Raw genomic sequence first — 16,794 nt, 5'->3', positions numbered from 1 at the left:
ATGCAGTGGATTGAGATAACTCGTCAAAAAAGCCCACATATTTTCCTTCCAAGGGCTTTTATCAACATGAAATAAAGAGTTAGAATCCCAAGCACTCCAAATAACAAGCTTAATGGTCAGTATTTTCTGAGTTAAGCCTACCCACTTTATTATTAGTAAAGGAGAGACTCTGTGGCCTCACCATCGTTTTATGAGCAAATGAATCAGCAGTTAACAGACATCAAAGCTGAGGGTTTATATAAAAGTGAGCGAGTGATTGTTTCGCCACAGCAAACTGCGATTCAAGTAAACAACGAAGAAGTCATTAACTTCTGTGCGAACAATTACCTAGGCCTAGCCAATCATCCTGAACTGGTTAAAGCAGCCCAAGATGGCTTGGACGCTCATGGTTTTGGTATGGCTTCAGTGAGATTTATTTGTGGTACTCAAGGAATTCATAAAGAGCTTGAAGCTTCTATTAGTGAATTCTTAGGTATGGAAGACACCATTCTTTACTCTTCTTGCTTTGATGCCAACGCAGGTCTTTTTGAGACGATATTAGACGCTAACGATGCCATCGTATCCGACGCGCTAAACCACGCTTCTATCATTGATGGCGTGAGACTGTGTAAAGCCAAACGTTTCCGCTATGCCAATAACGACATTGCAGATCTTGACAAACAGCTGCAAGCTGCAAAAGAAGCTGGCGCTCGTAATATCTTAATTGCTACAGATGGCGTCTTTTCTATGGATGGTGTGATTGCTAATTTACAAGGTGTGTGTGATTTAGCCGATAAATACGGTGCCCTTGTGATGGTTGATGATTCTCATGCCGTAGGTTTTGTAGGGAAAGATGGTCGTGGTACCCATGAACATTGTGACGTCATGGACAGAGTAGACATCATCACCGGTACGTTAGGTAAGGCATTAGGCGGCGCCTCTGGTGGTTTCACTTCAGGTAAAAAAGAAGTCATTGATTGGTTACGTCAACGTTCTCGCCCATACCTGTTCTCAAATTCATTGGCTCCAGCCATTGTAAGTGCCTCAATTACTGTTTTAGAGATGCTAAAACAAGGCGCCGATTTACGCGAACAAGTTAAAGCTAACGCCGCTTATTTCCGTGAGCAAATGACAGCTGCAGGCTTCACTCTTGCCGGGGCTGACCATGCTATCGTACCTGTGATGATTGGTGATGCAAAGGTTGCAAGTGATTATGCTGACCGCTTACTTGCCGAGCATATCTATGTCATTGGTTTCTCGTTCCCTGTCGTCCCTAAAGGGCAAGCCCGTATCCGTACGCAAATGTCTGCCGCACATACTCGTGCGCAACTTGATAAAGCCATTGAGGCCTTTACTCGTATCGCAAAAGAAATGGGCATCATTGCTTAATATTATTGTTCAGCCCAGATTTTCTGGGCCATTTTAGGATTGTGTTTTAAATGAAAGCGCTAAGTAAATTAAAACCTGAAGTCGGCATTTGGATGGTTGATGCTCCAACACCAGAAATGGGCTATAACGACCTACTAATAAAAATCAAAAAAACCGCCATCTGTGGCACGGATATTCACATATACAACTGGGATGATTGGTCACAAGCGACAATCCCTGTACCAATGGTTGTTGGTCATGAGTATTTGGGTGAAGTTGTTGGTGTCGGTGAAGGTGTAAAAGGCTTTGAGATTGGCGACCGCGTTTCTGGCGAAGGACACTTAGTGTGTGGTCATTGCCGAAATTGTCGCGGTGGCCGCACCCACTTATGTCGCAATACGTCTGGTGTCGGTGTAAACCGCGAAGGCTCATTTGCTGAGTACTTAGTCATTCCTGCTTTCAATGCCTTTAAGATCCCTGATGATGTGAGCGATGAATTAGCCTCCATTTTTGATCCGTTTGGCAATGCCGTTCATACTGCATTATCATTCGATCTCGTTGGTGAAGATGTGCTGATTACTGGTGCGGGTCCTATCGGTATTATGGCTGCAGCAGTTTGTAAACATGTCGGTGCCCGTCATGTTGTCATCACCGATGTTAATGAGTACCGTTTGGACTTAGCTCGTAAAATGGGTGCAACACGCACTGTAAATGTCGCCAATGAAAACCTTAATGATGTCATGCAAGAATTAGGTATGACAGAAGGATTCGATGTTGGCCTAGAAATGTCAGGCGTACCTTCAGCATTCAGCGCCATGCTTGATTCAATGAATCACGGCGGAAAAATTGCTATGTTAGGTATTCCACCAGAAGATATGGGCGTTGACTGGAGCAAAGTGATCTTTAAAGGGCTAACCATTAAAGGCATTTATGGTCGTGAAATGTTTGAAACTTGGTACAAAATGGCCAGTTTAATTCAGTCTGGCTTGGATATTTCTCCAATTATTACTCATAGCTACTCTGTTGATGACTTCCAAGAAGGGTTTAATGTCATGCGCTCAGGTCAATCAGGTAAAGTGATCTTAAATTGGGATTAACCTCTACTAGTGTAGAAATGGCCTGTAAGGTCATTTCTACTCATTAAAGGAATAACAGATGTCACAAGTAAAACATATCAATGTCGAACAACTGAAAGCGCTTACGGGCAAGGATAAGGTTCAGGTGGTCGATATTCGCGATCCACAAAGCTACGCAGCCAACCATATTGAAGCTTCTCAACACCTTACCAATGAAAATATTGCTGACTTTATGCGTGAAGCTGATCTAGATGCAACAACGGTTGTGGTTTGTTATCATGGGATCAGCTCTGTTTCAGCGGCAGAGTATTTAATAAGCCAAGGCTTTGAAGACGTTTACAGCTTAGACGGTGGGTTTGAAGCGTGGTCGCAGAGCTCTACTCAGTAACATCATCGGGAAGATCTTCATCATTATCAGGATCTTCCAGTTCTTTTTTTTCTTCAAATTCCCCTTCTATAACATCCTCGTCCGAATCTTCGCCATCTTGTTCATCTTCATCTTCGTCGTCCTCATCTTCTAATTCATCTTCGTCGTAATCCAACTCCATAACAAAACGTAACAATTCAGCGACGGGTTCAAATAGCTCTTCAGGAATAAAATCTCCACTGTCCACTTCAGCATATAAAGTTCGAGCCAAAGGGACATTTTCGACAACTGGAATTTGATTTTTTTCTGCAATCGACACAATGTGTAACGCCATATGATCTTTGGCTTTTTCTAATACTTTAGGGATCGGTGAGTCTTGAGCATCATAAAATAAACAAACGGCAATATGGTTGGGGTTTCGAACCACTGCACTCGATTTTTTTACATTACTCGCCAAACTACCTGAAGCAACTTCGCGTGCGGTTTCACGACGCTTTTGTTTGATTTCAGGGTTACCTTCGGTGTCCTTGGCCTCTTGTTTAGTTTCTTGTTTTGTCATCTTCAACTCTTCCATCGTTGAGTGACGCTGATACGCATAATCAATCGCACCGAACACAAGATAACAACCGACAAAACACCCCCATAACCACAGAATCAGCGTCATCATCACTTTCAAGCCACATTGTTCATCACAAATGGGTAAGTACTGAAATGAATTAGCATACTTGGCGAGAATGTAATAAAACACCAGACTAAGCACAAACACTTTAAGAATGTTTTTAGCTAGCTCAAACACACTCTTCATTGAAAACAGTTGTTTCAGATTGTTAACCACATTGAGCTTGTCGAACTTTGGCTGCACAGCTTCTGTCGCCCACATCGGACCCGTTTGCAACACATTTCCTATAACAATGACAAAAATCAGCAATAAGCCTAAGCCACCAATGTACTTCAAAAACAAATCAATGAATGCTTCGTGAATGATCTGAGAGGCATTGCGCCAATCTAGACTTGAGACTCGAATGGTTAAATCTATCAGCTCAATATTGGATTGCATGAAATCATGGCCTTGAGCCAGAAAAAAAGCAAGGATGGCAGCCATTTCTAAGCCGGTGACAATTTCATCACTTCTAACAACTTGTCCTTTATTTCTGGCTTCACGGAGTTTTTTCTCCGTGGGTTTTTCTGTCTTTTCTCCGCCACCTTCAGCCATCGCACTTCACCTTATTTCCCTCCCATTAAGTGGAAAAGTACTTTGAAATGACTTTCGGCATTACTGGTCCTCTCGAGATAATCATGAAATGCAAAGTTTATGCTGTAAATCATAACCAAAATGACGAGTACACTTTTTACAGGCATTGAAAGAAAGAACACATTAAGTTGTTGCGCTGAACGGTTTACCAAACCAAAAGCCGTATCTGTCAGCAGCATGATCACCATGCCAGGCATAGCGAAGCCCATAAAGAGTGCGTTCATCAGTCGCCACTCTTGGTTGATAAAGTCAATTAACAGCTTATTATTAACAAGATCAAGCCCCGCTCCTGGCGGCAAAGATACGTAAGATTCATACATTGCCGTTAATAAAAAATTCATTCCTCCTGTGGCTAAAAATAGTACACTCAATACTTGCGCAAATAGCACTCCATAAACCGAAGATTCAAAACCGAAAAGTGGATTCAATACGCTTGAAAGTGATGAGCCACGCATTGTATCAATCAAGAACCCTGACATATCAATCGCCCAAAAGGGGACTGCCGCACAAAAGCCAAGCGTTAGACCTATTACAAACTCGCGTATATAAAGTGCTGTAAGCTCTAAATATGAAGCTTCAAGTAAATAAGACTCCATATGCATTAAGCTTGGAACAGTAGGGATTGCAAATAAGATAATGAAACCATTGCGAACTAAAGACACGTTGAGTGAACCGCTTTTAAATATCGGCAATAGCAACATCAGCCCTAATGGACGCATCATGGCGAGCGATAAAACCGGCATATATTCAACAAGCGCCTTATATAAAACCGTGTCCAAATTTAGCCTCCAACTCGGCTTATTAAATTGAAGGTTTCATTAGCATAATTGAGCATAGCAATCCCCATCCAATCATAGGTCATGGCCATAACAACACTTACTCCCACTAACTTTATGAGGAACTGTAAGGTTTGGTCTTGAATCTGAGTTAACGCTTGGACCAAACTTACTAAAATGCCGAGTATGGACGCCACTAATACGGTTGGCATCGACAATAATAGCGTGATCCACAATAGCTCGGACGTAAGATGTATTAAGTCACTTTGGTTCATGTGTACGACAACATTAATTGAGCAATGAGTTTTTGCCAGCCGCCCATCATAATAAAGATCAAAATCTTAAACGGCAGAGCAATCGTCATTGGTGACACCATCATCATCCCCATTGCCAAAAGGATGTTAGACACAATGATATCAATGGCTACAAACGGCAAATACAAAAGTAATCCAATTTTAAATGCCTCAATAAGTTGACTCATGGTAAAGGCTGGTATGAGTACAATCAGAGAGTCCTCATTGAGGTTTTCATGATATTGATCTGGCCATAATTTATGACCAATTTTTGCGAAATAATTCAGCTGAGTAATATGGCTGTGCTTCTTTAAAAACACGCGGTACGGATCCCCAGCTTGCTTATCGAGTTGTTGTAAAATCGTCGGTGAATCGAGTGAGATGGGATTCTTCTGAACACTGCTATAGATCTCTTGACCTATCGGCGCCATGATAAACATCGACAATATCATCGAAAGCCCGTAAATAGCCATATTGGGGGGGATTTGTTGCACCCCAAGCGCCGTACGAAGCATTGACAGCACAATTGATATTTTTAAAAACGATGTGCCCATTATTGCAAACAATGGCAATAATGAGAGTGCAAATAACACAATAATCAAATGAACGGGATGGTCAAGTAAGTTCATTGGAACTTCCTGTTTTGTTATCAATCTTCAGGGTAGCGCTAAGCTTTCATATGTCTCAATCAGGTGATCACCTGAACTCCTTGAAATCACAGGGGTAAACTTCGCAGCAACGCATTATTCTAAACCTCTTATCAAGAATAGACCGAGATCAGATATTCAGCCATTGAATGAATTATCATGTTTCGGCTGAATCTTACCTGACATCACAGTGATTATTACTCGACACTTTGAGCTTTCAATTTATGGTGTGTTTGATAAAAATAACCATGAACAGTGCTATGCCCCTATTACGCCCATTGACACTGAGCTTACTCAGTTGCCTTTTGATGTCAGCTTGTCATACTGATAAAAACACGACCATGTCAGATAACTTTGCTTCAGGAAATCTTGGTAAACCGGAAGTGGCCAAAACCTCCAGTAAACAAGCCAATATTCAGCTTGATAATGACAATCACAACGTCACTCTGGACTCATTTCCACTATGGAGGAATTGGTGGTACGTAAAACTGAATAACGTCAAACAACATCGACGTTTCTCACTGACCATCGATGATATTTTTTCAGCTGAAACGCCGGGATGGACGAACTCATATACACCAGTCTATTCCTACGATAAAAAACAGTGGCAGCGATTTGATGAAAACCAAGTAACGTCGTCAACCGAAGACATAGGCAACGGTCAACAGCGGCAACGTATTTCAGTTGATGCAAAATATGATAAAAACCAGGTCTACATAGCCCGCTTTTATCCTTACACTCAACAAGATTTTAATGATTACTATCAAAACCTAAAATCTGAACATCAGGATAAATTTGACCAAGGCTATATCAAACGTGAAACCTTAGGTGAATCCTCTGTACACCATTTACCAATTGATATGATCACCATTACGGATCCCAATGTGAACAGCGGAAAAAAGCGAATTTGGATACAAACAAGAAGCCATCCGGCAGAGACTGGAAGTTCATTTGTCGTGGAAGGCCTGATTAATTGGTTATTAAGCGATAATACTGAAGATGCGGATTACGCTTTATCTCATTTCATTTTTAATATCGTCCCCATTCATAACCCAGATGGGGTTTACGACGGTAATTATCGAACTAATAGCCTAAGCCAAAATTTAGAAAATGCTTGGGTAAGAAGTAGCTCTAATTCAGCCGTGTTATCTCAAGATTCTCCACTCGAGAACCAAATCCTCAGTCGTGAGATGTTCAAGTTAAGCAAATCTGACTCCCCTTTTATCATGGCATTGAATCTTCATTCCACTCAAAGCGATGCAGATAGACAAGCGTTTTTCTTCCCTCATTTTGGTCGGGAATCTTTAGGTTACAATACCAATGAAGCTCAGTTATGGAATAACACCATTCGCTTTATCAATGGCGTGCGGAATAACTATAAAAATGAACAAGGTCAGCCGTTAATCGAAGCCACGCCAGATCAAGGTGGTCGCAGCTTTGTGACGAATACCTATCCCGAATCTTGGTGGTGGGCTAATTTTGGTGACAAAGTGATGGCCGTTACCATGGAAACGACCTATGAAAAAGCAGGATACCAACAAGGTTATGTCACACCAGACAGACTAAGAAACTTGGGCGTAGCACTAATGAAAAGTCTCATTGAATATAATCAGTCGAGTGCAACATTTGAGGCCAATGCACTACTCAAAGAGCCAGCCTTACGCTCACAGCTTGAGCTTAACAGACCAACAGAAGAGCAAACTAAGAATTAGCAAATTCTCGAGCAAAACGTTCAACGTGATCCCAGTCGGTAAATTCGAAACAACCACTGGTGTCCGTTGGACCTTTCGTTAACCACATAATAAAACGAATCATGGTCTTATCGAAAAAACCGTATTGTGGGTAGTTAATCTTCCCGGCAAACACACCTTTCACTTTAGGTTGCCAAGGCGATAACAACAGAAACTTTTTCATGTAAGGGTTCGTTTCTGGAGTATTTTTTTCAGGTTTTCTGGCCACAACATTAACCGTAAAAAAACCATTTTGTTTTTCATCTAACACTGGCTGATATTGTTCAGCGAATGCCAACAGTTCTGGGCGATGTTTACCATAACGAATGCTTGCACCAACCAATACCTTATCGGCTTGCTCGAGAAGCTTACTGTCAACGTTATCCAGCTCGACCAACTTAACTTCTGCCTCAACAGACATCGCTGTGCGCATACGCTCACATATAGTCTTAGTCTGGCCATCAACGGTAGAATAAATAATGACGATCTTTTGCATGCTGACTCCTAATACAAGCGCTCTAATTCTTCCAAAATGTTGGTGTGAACAGTACTAATAAAGTAAATACTTCTAATCGTCCAAATAACATGGTGATCAGCAACACCCATTTCGCACCGTCACCGAGTGTAGCGTAATTCGCCGCCGCTTCACCGAGAGCAGGGCCTAAATTATTCAAACACGCTGCAGTTGCACTGAACGCCGTAATATCGTCTAACCCTAAAGCCAGTAACGATAACATGGCAATCAAAAATACCAGCGCATACGCAGAGAAGAAGCCCCAGACCGCATCAATGACCCGATTGGGTAATACTGAATCACCCATTTTAATGGTAAAAATCGCTCGTGGATGTACAAGACGCTTCATCTCACGAGAACCTTGTAATACCAATAAAATCACTCGAATGACTTTAATTCCACCAGCGGTTGAACCTCCGCAACCACCAATAAAGCTCGAAAACAACAACAGCATAGGTAAAAACAAAGGCCAGCTATGGAAGCTTTCAGTAGCAAATCCCGCTGTCGTAGAAATGGATACCGCTTGAAATAAAGAATGATCTAAGGTGTCTTCTGCAGAGCCATAAATCCCTGAGTGATAGAGGATGATAAAACAGATAGCCGTTAGGATAACCTGTACAGCTAACAACACCTTAAATTCAGCGTCTCTGACATAGACTTTTAAATTAAAACCTCGATTAGAAAATGCCGCAAAATGAAGACTAAAGTTAATTGCTGATATCAGCAAAAATATCACGGTAATCATATTAATCGCAGGATTATCAAAATAGCCCATGCTAGCGTCATGAGTTGAAAACCCGCCAATAGCAATGGTAGAAAAAGAATGACAAATGGCATCAAATACCGTCATACCCGCCATCCAAAACGCACCTGCACATGACAGCGTTAAGAATAAATAGATAAACCACAACACTTTGGCTGTCTCTGCAATTCTGGGGGTCATCTTACTGTCTTTTACCGGACCTGGAATTTCTGCCCGATATAACTGCATGCCACCGATCCCGAGTACGGGAAGAATGGCGACCGCAAGCACAATGATCCCCATACCACCAAGCCATTGTAATAAATGCCGATAAAATAAAATCGCTTTGGGTAAATGGTCAAGACCGGTTATGACCGTTGCCCCTGTCGTGGTCAGTGCTGAAAATGATTCAAAAAAGCTATCAGTCCAGCTTAAATTTGGGGTATCTGCAAAGATAAACGGCAGTGCACCAATAGAGCCCAGTACGGTCCAAAATAACACCACGATTAAGAAGCCTTCTCGGGTTCTTAATTCTGCTTTTTTGTCTCGGTTGGGATACCAAAGAGTGAAACCAAGAAGTAAACTCACGATAAATGCTTGTATAAACGCAATACCTTCACCGTCTTTATAGATCACAGCAACAAGAGCTGGCGGCAACATGGTCATCGAAAACAACCCCATCAACAGGCCTGTTATTCTTATAATTGTTCGATATTGCATAAGCGCTGGTTTGCATTCCTTTGAGTGAGGTTTTCATTTTGTTACTGATGTAACAAAAACTTAAAGCCGTTCATTATATCAACACTCGCTAGAGAGTTATCATTCAGCGGAAAATAAAAGTTTTAAAGCAAGAGATAAGATTAAAGGACTATTGGGCATAATACAAAATCTCACTGCGCAACGATAAAAGCTTTTAGACACAACTTATAAGGTTTGTAGTCCTTAATGATGATCTTTCTATTGAGCATTGATATCAATTATTTCACAAATTGGAGTAGAAGTTGACCTTGAGTTAAGGTTGAAATCGATTGGATCAATTCAGCCTTTTTCGAGATAGGCACGGCAATCGACAGTTCGACTTGTGCAGCAAAGGTTTTATTTTCAATTAAGCAATCATATTTGGACAGTAAATATTCTAAATCAGGAAGTTGCTGATAATCACATACCAAACTGGTGCTATCTCTCAGTTGTTTTATTCTGATACTCAGTTGCGGTAATGCGCGCTTTATTCCTGCAGTATAAGCACGAACCAAACCGCCGACACCTAGCTTAGTGCCACCAAAATAACGAATAACCACCACACCAATTTCACCAAGGCTTGAACCATGCAACACCGATAGCATTGGTCGTCCTGCACTGCCGGATGGCTCACCATCATCGGTTGAGCCACATTTGAATAAGTTTCCTGGTTCTGCTGCTACATAGGCCCAGCAATAATGCCGAGCATCAGGATACTCCACCTTTAAGTTTGTAAGTGCTAACTTCAAATCTTTTTCTGATGAACAAGGAAAAAGAACCGTAATAAAACGGCTCTTTTTTATTTCTTCTTCAATCGTAAAAGTCTCAGCAATTACATCGAAACTGTCGCCATTCATGTCAATTAATTTAACCCGAAGTCACGCGTGATATTTTCACTGCCATCAGCAGTAATGATCACATTATCTTCGATACGGATACCACCAAATGGGCGATACTCTGCGACCGTATCCCAATTGATTTGTTGGTTTCTCTTATCTTGCTTAAGGCCATCTAGCAATGAATCAATGATGTATAACCCAGGTTCAATGGTCAGTACTTGGCGCTCAGATAAAGTTCGGGTGCAGCGTAAAAATGGATGTGAGGCAGGTGACGCAATATGAGTGCCTTTTTCATCATGGCTAAAGCCTGCAACATCATGCACTTGTAAACCAAGCATATGCCCTAATCCATGCGGGAAGAACACACCTGTAATGCCTTGCTCAACTAAGCTTTCAACGCTACCAGTCGCCAACCCGAACTCAATTAAGATTTGTGCGATCTTATTATGCGTTTCTATGTGTAAATCAACGTAACTGACACCCGGTTTCATCATCGCAATGATCTCGATCTGTAGCTTATCCACCGCTTGAATTAGATCATTGAATCGATTCTGCTCTGCACTATAAGTACGGGTAATATCTGAAGCATAGCCCCCACAACTCGCACCCGCATCGATCAAGAATGAGCGGTATTGGTCTGGTTTTTCAGAGTCTAAAACCATGTAATGCAATATGGCAGCATTCTCATTGAGCGCAATAATCGTGTTATATGGAATTTGATTTTCATTTTGGCCAACAGCCTTTAAATAAGCCCGTTGAATATCAATTTCGCTGCCTTTTGCTAAAAAAGTATCTCTCGCCGCACAATGACCGATCACCGCAATGCGATTCGCTTCTCGTAAACAAGCAAGCTCATAATCGGTTTTGAATGAACGATGAAAATGTAAATACTGTAATACACTGTCCGGATTACGCTGCTCCATCCCCAATACTTGAGCTACGTCAAGGTGCTCACCGATGTATGCCCAATGTGCTACGTTGTTTGGCAATAATTCGGCAACTTTATCCGCTTGAGTTAGAAACTTGATATCAAAATGCTCTGTCCAGAACGTTTGAGGTAAGTCTTCAACTTTATGCCAAAAATCAACAGGCCGGTAATATATGAGCACAGGCTTATCAGTGCCATTTGCCACAACCCAACAATTTGGGTTGTCGATTAATGGTAACCAAGCTTTAAAGTGTGGATTTACCTTGAATGGGTAGTCCATATCGTCTAAAAACTGGCGATGTGGCTTGCCAGAATGAATGATAAGCCCTGATAAGTTTTCACGTTCGCAAATAGTGGTAATTCTTTGATTCAGAACTTGAATATGATTTGAATAGTGATTAGCAAGGCTCATTTTTTCTATTAATAAGTGGATGTTGGAAGGATATTATCACAAACAGCCTCTCAGCGAGTATAGCTCACTGAGTTGTCACCAAAAACTTACCCTCTCAGGGACGTCGCCGGAAGAGGAAGTGGTGTTTTTTCGATATCAATATCCAGACATACCACTTTGTTGCTCTGTATAAGTAAAGATGCACAAAAACAATACTTCTTACAATATTGCATTTCAGACGATATCCCGATTAGCTTTGGTCCATTGTTATCACCATTAGCTTCTATGCGAACTTGAACCAATAGATCACCAGTTGGCAATTTAGTTACATTAGTGTTTTGGGTTGAATTTGATTCAGTTCCAATTCCTCCCATATAACTATGCACATTTAGCCCCATGTCCCAGTCGGCCTTTCTCGTAATCAAAGTTTGACCAGCAAAATATGCCAACATCTCTGTTTTATATTGTTCTCCGCTAGCCAATTGTTTTGTAAAATACTCTACTTTCACATCTTGTGGCACGTTATCTTTACATGTTACTTCTCTTGACTGCCCCTGAGAATAACAATGATAATTAAGTGCTGCACAATCTCTTTTTAAAATATCTTCATAGCGCTTTGTTGGCTGTTTACCATCTAGGTTTTTAAAGTCTGTAATACCAGTAGTTTTACCTTCCTCTTGAATCTGAGCCTGGGCTCCTTCTCTTTCAGACTTAATTATTTGCTCACACTTTTGTTGATCATCGTCATTCAGTGGTAGTTTCCACTCTAGGCTTATTGCATCAATTGAAAAAGTCGCAAAGCGATTACCTTCAACTGTAACCTGACACTCTTTTGCAGCTTCCGGAGTTAAGCTTTGCATTACTTTATCAAAACTTCGTACTTTATTCTGATTATCAACCTGTTGCGGCGTTCCCTCTATAAGGACATCAATATACTGATTGGCAAGCGCTTGACGGACTTCCCTATCGTTCTGCAATTCCGGCTTTACGTTTCTATCCAACCATTCAATAGCCTGTGATAATTGAGAAGGAGTATAAGAAGCAGTGACCTCTTCAAACCCTACACTTCCAAATAATAAACTTCTAATATCAGGATCTTGAGGTTTGAACGAAAGCTGAAATTCATTGGTTTCAGGATTAAAATCTGTTTGTAACCACGCTTTGTATTCTGCACCAGCATTTTGTTTCAAATACTGGAATGATTGCACAAGAGATTCATGGTCTACTTGTTCTCCTCTGGCTGAATGAACTAATGTCCACATCGCTGTTTTAGCGCGAACTCTATCTGTTCTGAATACCGTATCGAGCAGGCGATCTAAAAGCCCTGTAGCTTTTTCTGCACTTTCTGTATCGGCAAGTTTTCTTACTTGAGAGGCGGACAATGAACTTAGCCAACTCTGCCCTATTTGCATCACCTGCGACATAATGCCTCCGAATAAACTGTACCCTCATAATTAATTAAATAATCTCGCTAATTGTAGATACATTCAATAGGTTTCAAGGTTAATCTTTGTTCACCTCTGTTTAAGCTAACAGCACTTAATTTAAACAACCGTTTAAATTAATGGTTGTATTTTATTCGAATTCCTCGCAAACTGACTGTTTTATGGTGCCGTAGTTATGCATTAGCACATAAGGTCTACAATTATACAAACCGCCATTACCCCCACAGCTGACTTTTGAAAAAAGGAAACGAATAATGATTTATCAAAGTCCTGTCATTCAAGTCGAAATGCTTGATGATCAGATTGCTAATCTCTGTTTTAACTCCCAAGGCTCAGTAAACAAGTTTGATCAACAAACACTGATGTCATTAAGTGAGGCATTAGATGCAACCGTAGCTGCAAAACCCAAAGGGTTATTGGTTACATCAGCAAAAAGTGTATTTATTGTTGGTGCTGATATTACTGAATTTTTAAGATTATTTAGTGAGCCAGAAGACACTTTACTTGAATGGATTGCCAAAACAAATTTAGTCTTTAACCAACTCGAAGACGTACCATTTCCAACGGTCACTGCAGTCAACGGTTATGCACTGGGTGGGGGTTGTGAAGCCATTCTAGCTACCGATTTACGGGTGGCTGACACCCATGCTCGTATCGGCTTACCCGAAACTAAGTTAGGGTTAATCCCTGGTTTTGGTGGTACCGTTCGTCTACCTAGAGTCATTGGTGCGGATAACGCTTTAGAATGGATAACCACAGGCAAAGAACAAGGCCCCGATGCAGCCATGAAAGTCGGTGCCATTGATGCCGTTGTTGCACCTGAGCAACTCGAACAGGCGGCTTTGACGATGTTAAAGCAGGCCATTGACGGTAAGCTTAACTGGCAACAACGACGTAAGCAAAAGCAAGTAGCAATGCCGCTGCCAAAAATGGAATCGTTAATGGCCTTTACCACAGCTAAAGCCATGGTGTTCCAAGTTGCTGGTAAACATTATCCAGCACCAATGGCGGCCGTTAATGTCATAGAGCAAGCGCATTTATTGAACCGTGATGAAGCTGTTGCTGTTGAAAATAAAGCTTTCGTAAAACTGGCTAAAACCGAAGCAGCCACTGCGCTTATCGGCATTTTCATGAACGACCAATTGGTCAAAGGTAAAGGTAAAAAATTGGCTAAACAAGCCAATGCCATTAACCACGCAGCGGTACTTGGTGCAGGGATTATGGGGGGCGGGATTGCCTACCAAAGTGCCAGTAAAGGCACACCGATTGTTATGAAGGACATTGCTTCTTCGTCACTCGAGCTTGGTCTCAATGAAGCCTCTAAACTGTTAAATAGCCAAATTAAACGTGGACGTTCCACACCAGATAAAATGGCTAAAGTGCTTAACAATATTACGCCGACTCTTGATTACACACCAATATCACATGCTGATATTATTGTTGAAGCCGTAGTAGAAAATCCTAAGGTCAAAGCAACCGTATTAAAAGAAGTTGAAGCGCATACCAGTGATGACACTATTATTGCTTCAAACACATCAACCATCTCGATTGACTCATTAGCCAGTCATTTATCTCACCCTGAACGTTTTTGTGGCATGCACTTTTTTAATCCTGTGCACCGCATGCCATTAGTTGAAGTAATTCGTGGGCAGAAGTCCTCTGAGCAAACCATTTCATCGGTTGTAGCCTATGCTCTTAAAATGGGGAAAACCCCTATTGTTGTCAACGATTGTCCTGGTTTTTTTGTAAACCGAGTTCTATTCCCTTACTTTGCTGGTTTCAATCAGCTATTACTTGATGGTGCTGATTTTCATGTTGTCGACAAAGTGATGGAAAAACAATTTGGTTGGCCGATGGGTCCAGCCTACTTACTTGATGTTGTCGGTTTAGATACTGGCTACCATGCTCAAGCGCTGATGGCGGAGGGTTTCCCTGAACGAATGGGACTCCCAGAAAAAGACGCCATAAAATTGATGTTGGACAATGAACGCTGGGGACAAAAGAACAATAAAGGGTTCTACCAATATGCTCCGGATAAACGAGGTAAACCTAAAAAAGCAGTCGATGTGCATGCTAATGAGTTACTCGCAACCATCTGCAAGGCGACTCAAGAATTCACTGCTGATGACATTATCGCTCGTTGCATGATTCCAATGGTGATTGAAACCGTTCGTTGCCTTGAAGAACATATTGTTGCGTCAGCTGCTGAAGCAGACATGGCTTTGGTATATGGCTTAGGCTTCCCGCCATTCAGAGGGGGAGTGTTCCGTTACCTCGATACAATGGGCGTCGCTAAGTTTGTTGAACTTGCTGATTCGTTTGCGCACTTAGGCCCACTTTATCAAGTGACTGACAATATGCGTAAACTGGCTGCCGACAATGGCCGCTACTACTCAGCCTAACGACAAAGGACTAATATTATGAAACAAGCTGTAATCATCGATTGTATTCGTACTCCCATGGGTCGTTCTAAAGGCGGAGTATTCAGAAATGTTCGTTCGGAAACCCTGTCAGCCTTATTAATGAAAGGTCTTATGGAGCGCAACCCACAAGTAAAACCAGACATGGTAGAAGATGTTATTTGGGGTTGTGTTAAGCAAACATTAGAGCAAGACTTTAATATCGCCCGTAACGCAGCATTGCTTGCTGGTTTCCCAAAAACCGTGCCGGGTGTAACGCTTAACCGCCTTTGTGGTTCTTCTATGGAAGCAATTCACCAGGCTACTCGTTCTATTATGACCGGGATGGGCGATATTTTTATTGTTGGTGGCGTTGAGCATATGGGTCATGTCCCAATGATGCACGGTGTCGACTTCCATCCAGGCTTAGGACATACCGTAGCAAAAGCTTCAGGCATGATGGGATTAACGGCTGAAATGCTCGGACGCATGCATGGTGTTACGCGTCTGCAACAAGATGAATTTGCACTTCGATCACATCAACGCGCACAGGCTGCAACAGACGAAGGTCGCTTTGATAATGAGATTTATCCAATTGAAGGCCATGATGCTGATGGTGCCCTCATTAAAGTGACTCATGATGAAGTAATACGCAGCGATGCTTCATTAGAAGCGCTTGCCTCTTTGCGTCCCGCTTTTGACCCAGCAAACGGTACCGTAACCGCTGGTAGCTCTTCCGCAATGTCTGACGGTGCATCTGCCATGTTGATAATGGAAGAAGAAAAAGCCAAAGAACTCGGGCTTACCATTCGAGCTCGAATCAAATCGATGGCTGTTGCCGGTTGTGATCCTGCAATTATGGGTTATGGACCTGTACCTGCTACCCAAAAAGCGTTAGCACGCGCAGAGTTAACCATGGATGACATTGATGTCGTTGAACTCAATGAAGCTTTTGCAGCCCAATCTTTGCCGTGTGTGAAAGATTTAGGTTTATCAGATATCGTTGATGAAAAGGTCAACCTTAACGGCGGTGCAATCGCTTTAGGTCATCCACTGGGTTGTTCAGGTTCTCGTATCTCCACCACCTTGATCAACATTATGGAAGAAAAAGACGCTAAATATGGTTTAGCGACTATGTGCATTGGCCTAGGCCAAGGTATTGCAACCATATTTGAGCGAGTTTAATTCTAAATGGGCTGCTATTTCTGTGGCCCTTCCTCAAAAAACTTTTTATCATTTTCAAAACCTTACAACTCTCAGTATCTGCCATTAAATTAGTTTAATTAAAACATAAGGTTGAGATAATCTAT

The 16,794-nt window shown here is 41.7% G+C and carries 15 protein-coding genes; 6 read left to right on the top strand and 9 right to left on the bottom strand.

The features are described 5' to 3' along the window. Positions 1–171 precede the first annotated feature (171 nt). The 3 genes from JQC92_RS03390 to glpE are packed head-to-tail and all read left to right on the top strand — an operon-like array spanning position 172 to position 2,811. The gene (locus tag JQC92_RS03390) at positions 172–1,368 is read left to right on the top strand and encodes a glycine C-acetyltransferase (RefSeq protein WP_204998330.1); all 1,197 of its coding nucleotides are present in this window, start codon (positions 172–174) and stop codon (positions 1,366–1,368) included. 50 nt (positions 1,369–1,418) lie between these two features. Beyond that, a complete protein-coding gene (gene tdh / locus JQC92_RS03385; protein ID WP_204998329.1) occupies positions 1,419–2,444 on the top strand; it encodes an L-threonine 3-dehydrogenase in 1,026 nt (341 codons plus the stop codon). 58 nt (positions 2,445–2,502) lie between these two features. Next, positions 2,503–2,811 (top strand): thiosulfate sulfurtransferase GlpE, encoded by a 309-nt coding sequence (gene glpE, locus JQC92_RS03380; protein WP_204998328.1) that lies wholly within the window; start codon positions 2,503–2,505, stop codon positions 2,809–2,811. Here the strand turns inward: glpE and JQC92_RS03375 are convergent. From JQC92_RS03375 to sctR, 4 genes are read right to left on the bottom strand one after another with little or no spacing between them, the layout of a single operon-like run. Then, positions 2,801–4,003: an EscU/YscU/HrcU family type III secretion system export apparatus switch protein gene (locus JQC92_RS03375; protein ID WP_204998327.1), complete on the bottom strand. Its 1,203-nt coding sequence runs from the start codon at positions 4,001–4,003 to the stop codon at positions 2,801–2,803. The two genes, glpE and JQC92_RS03375, sit on opposite strands and share 11 nt — an antisense overlap. An 11-nt stretch (positions 4,004–4,014) precedes the next feature. Continuing rightward, complete coding sequence (gene sctT / locus JQC92_RS03370) at positions 4,015–4,821, bottom strand: type III secretion system export apparatus subunit SctT (protein WP_239480317.1); 807 nt, start codon at positions 4,819–4,821, stop codon at positions 4,015–4,017. Positions 4,822–4,823: 2 nt separating this feature from the next. Further along, entirely contained in the window at positions 4,824–5,093 is a 270-nt protein-coding gene (gene sctS / locus JQC92_RS03365; RefSeq protein ID WP_204998326.1) for a type III secretion system export apparatus subunit SctS, read from the bottom strand. After that, positions 5,090–5,740, bottom strand: a complete 651-nt coding sequence (sctR, locus tag JQC92_RS03360) for a type III secretion system export apparatus subunit SctR (RefSeq protein WP_204998325.1) — start codon at positions 5,738–5,740, stop codon at positions 5,090–5,092. Before sctR ends, sctS begins: the two co-directional genes overlap by 4 nt. A 326-nt stretch (positions 5,741–6,066) precedes the next feature. On the opposite strand from sctR, the gene JQC92_RS03355 reads away from it, so the two are divergent. Beyond that, positions 6,067–7,470 carry a M14-type cytosolic carboxypeptidase gene (locus tag JQC92_RS03355; protein ID WP_204998324.1) on the top strand — a complete coding sequence of 468 codons (1,404 nt, stop codon included), beginning with the start codon at positions 6,067–6,069 and terminating at the stop codon, positions 7,468–7,470. Here JQC92_RS03355 and hemG read toward each other — a convergent pair. From hemG to JQC92_RS03330, 5 genes are all read right to left on the bottom strand, one after another. Then, the gene (gene hemG / locus JQC92_RS03350; protein WP_204998323.1) at positions 7,460–7,984 is read right to left on the bottom strand and encodes a menaquinone-dependent protoporphyrinogen IX dehydrogenase; all 525 of its coding nucleotides are present in this window, start codon (positions 7,982–7,984) and stop codon (positions 7,460–7,462) included. The two genes, JQC92_RS03355 and hemG, sit on opposite strands and share 11 nt — an antisense overlap. 22 nt (positions 7,985–8,006) lie before the next feature. Next, positions 8,007–9,464, bottom strand: coding sequence for a TrkH family potassium uptake protein (locus tag JQC92_RS03345; RefSeq protein ID WP_204998322.1), 1,458 nt, complete (start codon positions 9,462–9,464; stop codon positions 8,007–8,009). Positions 9,465–9,721: 257 nt separating this feature from the next. Further along, entirely contained in the window at positions 9,722–10,339 is a 618-nt protein-coding gene (locus JQC92_RS03340; RefSeq protein WP_204998321.1) for a YigZ family protein, read from the bottom strand. A gap of 5 nt (positions 10,340–10,344) precedes the next feature. After that, positions 10,345–11,661, bottom strand: coding sequence for a Xaa-Pro dipeptidase (gene pepQ, locus JQC92_RS03335; protein ID WP_204998320.1), 1,317 nt, complete (start codon positions 11,659–11,661; stop codon positions 10,345–10,347). An 86-nt stretch (positions 11,662–11,747) separates the two neighbouring features. Further along, complete coding sequence (locus JQC92_RS03330; protein ID WP_204998319.1) at positions 11,748–13,064, bottom strand: hypothetical protein; 1,317 nt, start codon at positions 13,062–13,064, stop codon at positions 11,748–11,750. A gap of 275 nt (positions 13,065–13,339) precedes the next feature. On the opposite strand from JQC92_RS03330, the gene fadB reads away from it, so the two are divergent. Then, a complete protein-coding gene (gene fadB, locus JQC92_RS03325) occupies positions 13,340–15,487 on the top strand; it encodes a fatty acid oxidation complex subunit alpha FadB (protein ID WP_204998318.1) in 2,148 nt (715 codons plus the stop codon). 18 nt (positions 15,488–15,505) lie between these two features. Continuing rightward, complete coding sequence (gene fadA / locus JQC92_RS03320; protein WP_204998317.1) at positions 15,506–16,669, top strand: acetyl-CoA C-acyltransferase FadA; 1,164 nt, start codon at positions 15,506–15,508, stop codon at positions 16,667–16,669. Positions 16,670–16,794 lie beyond the last annotated feature (125 nt).

Origin of the sequence: Parashewanella hymeniacidonis, assembly GCF_016900895.1 — a bacterium.
In the GTDB taxonomy this organism is placed as follows: Bacteria; Pseudomonadota; Gammaproteobacteria; order Enterobacterales; family Shewanellaceae; genus Parashewanella; species Parashewanella hymeniacidonis.
Note: the sequence above shows the minus strand (reverse complement) of the source record. Positions and strands in the feature narration are given on the sequence as shown.

What these genes read in the sequence shown, in the direction of transcription:
- tdh (WP_204998329.1), top strand. Translation starts at nt 1,419, where the DNA reads ATGAAAGCGCTAAGTAAATTAAAACCTGAAGTCGGCATTTGGATGGTT.
- glpE (WP_204998328.1), top strand. Translation starts at nt 2,503, where the DNA reads ATGTCACAAGTAAAACATATCAATGTCGAACAACTGAAAGCGCTTACG.
- JQC92_RS03375 (WP_204998327.1), bottom strand. Translation starts at nt 4,003, where the DNA reads ATGGCTGAAGGTGGCGGAGAAAAGACAGAAAAACCCACGGAGAAAAAA.
- sctS (WP_204998326.1), bottom strand. Translation starts at nt 5,093, where the DNA reads ATGAACCAAAGTGACTTAATACATCTTACGTCCGAGCTATTGTGGATC.
- sctR (WP_204998325.1), bottom strand. Translation starts at nt 5,740, where the DNA reads ATGAACTTACTTGACCATCCCGTTCATTTGATTATTGTGTTATTTGCA.
- JQC92_RS03355 (WP_204998324.1), top strand. Translation starts at nt 6,067, where the DNA reads ATGTCAGCTTGTCATACTGATAAAAACACGACCATGTCAGATAACTTT.
- hemG (WP_204998323.1), bottom strand. Translation starts at nt 7,984, where the DNA reads ATGCAAAAGATCGTCATTATTTATTCTACCGTTGATGGCCAGACTAAG.
- JQC92_RS03345 (WP_204998322.1), bottom strand. Translation starts at nt 9,464, where the DNA reads ATGCAATATCGAACAATTATAAGAATAACAGGCCTGTTGATGGGGTTG.
- JQC92_RS03340 (WP_204998321.1), bottom strand. Translation starts at nt 10,339, where the DNA reads ATGAATGGCGACAGTTTCGATGTAATTGCTGAGACTTTTACGATTGAA.
- pepQ (WP_204998320.1), bottom strand. Translation starts at nt 11,661, where the DNA reads ATGAGCCTTGCTAATCACTATTCAAATCATATTCAAGTTCTGAATCAA.
- JQC92_RS03330 (WP_204998319.1), bottom strand. Translation starts at nt 13,064, where the DNA reads ATGTCGCAGGTGATGCAAATAGGGCAGAGTTGGCTAAGTTCATTGTCC.
- fadB (WP_204998318.1), top strand. Translation starts at nt 13,340, where the DNA reads ATGATTTATCAAAGTCCTGTCATTCAAGTCGAAATGCTTGATGATCAG.
- fadA (WP_204998317.1), top strand. Translation starts at nt 15,506, where the DNA reads ATGAAACAAGCTGTAATCATCGATTGTATTCGTACTCCCATGGGTCGT.